The sequence below is a fragment of the Synechococcus sp. R6-10 genome (assembly GCF_047461815.1).
Classification (GTDB): Bacteria; Cyanobacteriota; Cyanobacteriia; order Thermostichales; family Thermostichaceae; genus Thermostichus.
On sequence record NZ_JANSHW010000203.1, the window covers coordinates 1 to 6,307 of the forward strand.

At 60.2% G+C, this 6,307-nt stretch carries 5 protein-coding genes and 1 pseudogene; 2 read left to right on the top strand and 4 right to left on the bottom strand.

Features of this window, described 5'->3' with window-relative positions:
* The 3 genes and pseudogenes from NW837_RS06370 to NW837_RS06380 form a co-directional block, all read right to left on the bottom strand.
* A pseudogene (locus tag NW837_RS06370) lies at nt 1–409 on the bottom strand (glutamate--cysteine ligase); the annotation flags it as partial.
* A gap of 152 nt (nt 410–561) precedes the next feature.
* Complete coding sequence (locus tag NW837_RS06375) at nt 562–1,914, bottom strand: TldD/PmbA family protein (protein WP_414329939.1); 1,353 nt, start codon at nt 1,912–1,914, stop codon at nt 562–564.
* A 74-nt stretch (nt 1,915–1,988) separates the two neighbouring features.
* Entirely contained in the window at nt 1,989–3,719 is a 1,731-nt protein-coding gene (locus NW837_RS06380) for a M14 family metallopeptidase (RefSeq protein WP_414329941.1), read from the bottom strand.
* 104 nt (nt 3,720–3,823) lie between these two features.
* Between NW837_RS06380 and NW837_RS06385 the strand changes: the two genes are divergently transcribed.
* The gene (locus NW837_RS06385) at nt 3,824–5,149 is read left to right on the top strand and encodes a UbiH/UbiF/VisC/COQ6 family ubiquinone biosynthesis hydroxylase (protein WP_414329943.1); all 1,326 of its coding nucleotides are present in this window, start codon (nt 3,824–3,826) and stop codon (nt 5,147–5,149) included.
* A gap of 86 nt (nt 5,150–5,235) precedes the next feature.
* Here NW837_RS06385 and NW837_RS06390 read toward each other — a convergent pair whose 3' ends face one another.
* Nucleotides 5,236–5,586, bottom strand: coding sequence for a hypothetical protein (locus NW837_RS06390; protein WP_414329946.1), 351 nt, complete (start codon nt 5,584–5,586; stop codon nt 5,236–5,238).
* Between the two features lie 238 nt (nt 5,587–5,824).
* Here NW837_RS06390 and NW837_RS06395 point away from each other — a divergent pair, with 238 nt between their 5' ends.
* Nucleotides 5,825–6,118, top strand: coding sequence for a TIGR02450 family Trp-rich protein (locus NW837_RS06395; RefSeq protein ID WP_414329949.1), 294 nt, complete (start codon nt 5,825–5,827; stop codon nt 6,116–6,118).
* Nucleotides 6,119–6,307: the final 189 nt, after the last annotated feature.

Here is a 6,307-nt window from a genome sequence, read left to right on the forward strand (position 1 = left end):
TTTGCTCATTGAGGGCCAGGTAACGCTTGCGGGGGGAGATCATCTCCAAGGTCAGTTGCTTTTGCTGCACCGTGGGCAAAATCCCGATCATCATCAACCCCGCCTGCAAGTGTTCGGCCACCCGGCAACAGCGATCCCACGTTTGGCCCAGCTCTTGCTGAAACTGCCGCAGAGCCGAGCCGACCAAAACTTGGGGCCGGCTGTTGATCTCCACGTTGAACTGGGCCAGTTCCGGCACCACCAGCGGATCGTTCACCGCTTCCAGGTAGGCTGAGTTTATCGGGGCCGGATCTCCCTGAGGGGTCACCAGCCATGCCTCCAGCTCAAACCCGCCCACCGGGGATCCCTGGGCAAAGGGCCGGCAGGCGGGATCCAGCCCCGGCGCACCGGCCAACCAGCGCTCGAGCAACTTCGTCTCTTGCTGGAGCCGAGCTGCAAACTGAGCAAAGTCTGCAGTACCAAAACGGAGGCAGGTGATCTCCTGGCCCATGGGAACAACTCCGCAGCTTTTGGGAATGAGGTTAATCGCTGTTGCCGGGATCTCGACACCCCTAGCTTTACTTAGCCCGCAGTGATGGATACATCTTCAATGCGCAGGGCGGGAAAGGCAGCCGTGCCGTTGAAAACCGTTACTTCCTGGGAAATGGCGGAGATATTGCGCAAACAATCGTAGAGATTGCCGGCAATGGTGGTCTCCAGGATGGGGCGTTTCTCGCCGCCTTTGACCAAGAAGCCCCCTTTCACCACCCCAGAAAAGTCACCGGTAATGGGGTTGCTGCTGCCGGAGAGGCGGGTGACGATAACTCCCCGATCCATCGCGTAGAGCTCGGACAGGGGGGTTGTCCCTGGGGCCACCCTCAGGCAAGCCGGCCCTACTCCCGGCAGGCTGCCTGCTCCCCCTGTGGCATGGCCGTTGGAGGGAACGCCAGCAGCGCGGGACTCGTAGCTGTTGTACATGAAGTTGCAGAGGATCCCTTCATGAATCAGGGGGGTAATCTGGCGCGGGATCCCTTCGCGGTCAAAGGGCTCAATGGGGTAGCCGGGCAGGCCCAGGCCTTCAGAAACCACGGTGAGCAACGGGCTGGCGATCCGGGATCCCATTTTTTGCGCCAAGGGGCTTTTGCCTTTGCGCACCGCATCCGCCCCCAGCACAAAGAGGAGATCCCCTAGAAACTCCTCCACCACATCTGGCGGCAGGACAATGGGGCCGCGGAAGCTCTCCCCCTCGCCAGCCCCCAGCGCGCCCACGCATTTCTGGACAAAGCGATCAAAAGCCCGCTCCAGCGCCGGCACCAGATCGGCCCGCTTCTGCACACTGTCGCCGTCGTAGGCAAAGCTGCCCACCTCGTCCCCGTCGATGGCCATGCCAAACAGGGATCCCCCCGCCTCGACACTGTGGTAGTTGGCCCGGATGCCGGTGGAAGAGGCGATGGCCAGGGTCTCTTCCTCCACGCTGAGGGAGCCGCTGTCGATGGTGATGCGAGGGTCTTTGGATCGCACCCACTCCAGCAATTGGGATCCCAACTGGGTCAGGGTGGCGGCATCCAGTTCCAGCAGCCCCGGATCAAGGGCAAAGGGCACCTGGGGCAAAGGTTGGGGCTCCGGCAGCCCGTTGAGAGGATCCGCCGGCGAAGCCTTGGCCATGGTCACAGCCTCAGCCGCCGTCTCGGCCAGCTCTTCCGGGCGGTTGGAGGTGGCAAAGCCCAGCCTGCCGTCGCAGAAAACCCGGATGCCGAACAGGGTCTCGCTGCTGCTGCGGGCCAGGTTGAGGTCATTTTTCTCAAAAGTGACTTCCGTTTCCCGGCCTGAGTTGGCAAACACTTCTGCCTGGTCGGCTCCAGCAGCCAATGCCTTGTGTACACCCTGTTCACAAAGATCCAGCAGGTTTTCCGGGGAAATGATGGAGCTGGGCATAAAAGTGAGATGGCAAGAGGACAGTCCCATTATCGGCCATGGCTCAGAGCTACTTTTCCCTGACCCCCTGCCGTCTATGGAGTCCCAGCACCCACCCCTTCGTCCGACAACGTGACCCTGGTGCGCACCGTTCCAGCCCGCTCCGCCTGGGCAACAATCAGCAGAGAGCTGCCCACAGGGGCTTGAACCACCCACTCCACCTTGCGGCGGTAATCCACGCCGCTGCCTGAGGACAGGATTTCTCCGTAGGCTTTGTTGGAACGGCCCTCCAAATGCCCGATCTCCTGCTTCTGGGATCCCACGATGACAGTGGATCCCTCAGGCAACTCCAGACGGACTTGAATGGGCCGCACCGCCCTGCGTTCTAGGGCTTTTTGGCTGGTGTAGGTAGGCAAGAACCCTTGATTTTCGTATTGCACCACCACCCGGAACAAAGACTGGGATCCCTCACGTGCCCACCCAAGCCGGCGAACTTCGCTGCGGGCCAAGGCCAGCCGCGGCGACATCAGGGCATGGGCAATGGCAAAACGGCAGTGCTTCTCGCACAGTTCCGGCAACATCTCTGGGGGCGCATTTTGCCAAACGGCCTTGTAGTCCCAACCGCCAATTTCCACCCTGCCCAACTGGGGGTGCTCAAAGGGCTGCCAGTCGATGAAGCCACGCCCTCCCAAGACCCGATCATTCCACTTCAACATCTTCAAATCGTCAGCTTCGGGGTGCCAGCGGAACCACTGGATAAAGTCCTTTTTCACCACGCCGGCTTCCGTGGGCAGATCCCAAAGCTCCGTGGTGAACCCATACCAGCCGAAGGTGTCATAGGCGTAGCTGTTGAAATTGCCGTGGCTAACCTTCTTGGGGTGATAGCGAAACTGGTGATAGCCAGAGATGGTCGGGTAGCCGGTGATCTCGGTGGCCCTCTCCCCAATTAACTTGTAGATGTCCAGATCTTCTGGGGGATAGTACTCATCTGGGTGGGTGGCGTAGGGGCGAATGTGAACCGCTGAAGAAGTGTGATAAGTAACAAAGCCGTTGATATTGCGGTGGCTGCGCAAAAACTCCCCAATGGCTCGCGTTTCCGGCTCAGAATAGGGAAAGTCTCCCGCTCCCACCTGCTCATTTTCTGGTACCCATTCGTGGGGATAGTTGCGGTTGAAGTCCAGCCCTTCAAGGGGTGGGGCCACCGGCACATCGTAGCCATCGAACTCCCGAATCAGCCCTTCGGTCATCAAGTGGTAGTAGGTGCCGCCGAATTCCTCCGGATCCCGTCGCACCAAGATCCTGGGATCCAACGACGACACTTTCCATGCTCCACAGGGATCCTCTTTGCGCATCTGGAGGATCTTGCCGTCCCCGTTCACGTCCTCGGGGTAGAGGCCCGGCTGGGGTTCCGGCTCTGGATAGGGGCGAGGGCCCGAACGCAAACGGTAGGGGGTGGTTAGATATTTCTCGGCCCCATCGACGGCAATGCGGGGCAGCACGTAAACGGTGTAGCCATCCAGCAGGCGCGTCACCCGCTCCTCTTGGCCGTAGTGGGTGAGCAGGTAGTGGATGTCGTAAAGGGCAACGGCGGATCCCGTGACTTCTCCGGCATGGGTGTTGGCATCGATCCAGTAGGCGGGTTTTTCCAGGGCTGGCCCGGTGCGACGCTGGGTTAGAGTAGCCAAAACAATGTCGCGCCCTTCGTAGCTCCGCCCAATCACCTCCCACGTGATCAAGTCTGGGTAGGCCACCGCCATCTGCCGCAGAAATTCCAGAATCTCAGCATGGGTAAAAAAGTGGCTGAAATCAAACGGTGCAACCGACATGGATCCCTCGTAGCACTTTGACCCAATTTACTGCTTGATCCTCGGCGGCCTGCCAGGTGCAGGAACCCTAGAATGGAGGTTGAGCCCACTTGCCGTGAGTGTCCATGAGCCCTTTGCCCACTTCCACTGCCCCGCTCGCCGTTGCCCCGACAACAGCCGAGGACACCGTCCCGCCGAGGCGACTGGATTTTGAAGTGGTGATTGCCGGAGCTGGGATGGTGGGATCCACCTTGGCAGCCGCTTTGGGTCAGGCCGGAATCCGTGTTGGGCTGATCGAGGGGCGGGATCTCTCGCAGGGGGTGGGGGCGGATGGCCGAGCCAGCGCTTTGGCTCTGGGGACAGCTCGTATTCTGCAGCGGATTGGGGTATGGCCCCTTATGGAGGCCTGGGGAGTCTCTCCCATCCACCGCATTCAGGTCTCTGATGGGGAAGGCCCCTGGGTGGCTCAGCTGCGCCGTGAGATGCTCCAAGCGCCGGCGCTGGGCTACGTCGTGGAAAATCAAATCACCCAAAAAGCTCTGTTGCAGCGCATTCGCGAGTGCCCTTCGGTAACCCTTTTCAGCCCTGCTCAGGCGCAAAGTTTCTCCCCTGCAGCAGATCACCTGCGGGTAGAGCTGCTGGCCCAGGAGGGATCCCGGCAAACCCTGCGGGCTGCTCTGCTGGTGGTTGCAGATGGGGCCCGTTCGCGGCTGCGGGAACAGGCTGGGATCCCGTTATCCTGCTGGGGCTATGGGCAGGTGTGCATCGTTTCCACCCTCACCCATGAGCATCCTCACCAGCAGGTGGCCTACGAGCGCTTTCAGGCCAGCGGCCCCTTCGCCATTTTGCCCACCCCCGATCCCCATCGCAGTTGTGTCGTCTGGACAGTTCGCCAAGCGGATCGAGATTGGCTGATGGGCTTATCTGAGGCTGAGTTTCTGCAGGCCATCCGGCCTTGGTTTGGATCCCAGTTGGGAGCGTTGCTGGCGGCCTCTCCCAGAGCCTGTTATGAGCCACAGCGGGCCCATGCCCAAACCTACATCGGATCCCGGCTAGCTTTGGTGGGGGATGCTGCTCACACCACCCATCCGCTGGGGGGGCAGGGAGCGAATCTGGGCATGCGGGATGTGGCGGCCTTGGCTGCCCTGTTGATCGAAGCCAAAATGGCGGGCCGGGATCCCGGCGATCCGGCTTTGCTACAAGCCTACGAGCGCTGTCGCCGCCCAGAAAATGCGCTGGTTCTTTTCGCAACCGATGCTGCCAATCGCCTCTTTTCCAACCGAAGCTGGCCGTTGCTGGTTTTGCGTCGCCTGGGCCTGTGGGGACTGGAGGTTTTGCCGCTGCTCAAGCCTGCCTTGATGCGCCAAGCGATGGGGATCCGCCCCCACCAACCCCAACTGCAGCAGCTCCCTTTCCCTGCACCCCCGGAACCCTTGCCCACACCTGTCTGAATCCGGCCAACCTGTCACAGCCAGGCTGGGATCCTCACTAAGAGAAAGTCATTATGTCCTCGGCAGGACAAGCGATCCACATGGGATCAAGGCTGCTCCAGAGGTAGATCGGAGAACAGCAATGGGGCAATATTGGCCGCCTGGTTGATCGGGATCTCGTCGTTGACGGCATACTGATAAAACTGATCCAAGCGCCGACACAAACCTTCTGGGGTCAAAGCCTGCACATTGGAGCTGATGATATAGCTTTGGGAAGGAGAGGCGCGAAACGCTTGAAAGGCTTTGCGACAAAAGTCCTGCTTGGCTTCCGGATCCGCTTGCCGCCATTCTGGCCCCGTAAGTTTGCCGGACAAAGTGGGGCCGGTTGCCGCTCCCAAGGGCAGGCCTGTTCCCAAGATTAGGCCAGCCAGGATCAGAAACAGAAGGCCTCCCTTCAAGACTGCCTGCCAGAAAGAGAACTGAAGCCGTTGCCGGTGCTGCTCCATGGTTGGATAGGCTGGAGTGGAAAGGGATCCCCTCGATCATACCGATCACACATACCGATCACAGGCGGATCTGAGGGAAACTCAGGATCTCGGCTGGCTTTGCCGCTCCCCTCGATCCCCGCTGCCGTCCTCAGGAATGGCCGGAAAGCTGGGTCCCTTTCATCCCTTACCCGCTCGCACCCTCCGTCCCGTGGCTCGCAACAAACCCCGTCGGAAACAGCCTTTCCCGCACCTCCTCGGCTCCAAATGGACTTCCGTTCAGCCTGTTCTGGGTTGGCGACATTTTCAGGTCACCGCTCGCCAACAAGGGGAAGGAGGGCTGGTGTTTGCCGAGCTCAGAGCCGTCTGCGATCCCCAGGTGCGCCTCTGGGTCAACGCGGCCACCCTGAAGAACCGGGATCTTTGGCAGCCGGGCTGGACGCCTCTCGAAGACGGGATCCCCTGTGGGCGGCAGGATCCCCTTCTGGACAGGGCTGGGGGATAGTTTCTCTCAAGCTGGGGCTCAGGGATCGATTAGGATCATCTCTCTAGTGTGGTGTTTTAATTCGGAAGCTTGAGGAGCATGCCTCTAACCCCCAAAACCCTGAACTTTGCTGAATTGACTGAGCTTTAGGCGGTTTGGCAAAAGTCATTGAGAGGGATATAGTAGACCAAGTTTCCCCCTGATCCTTGA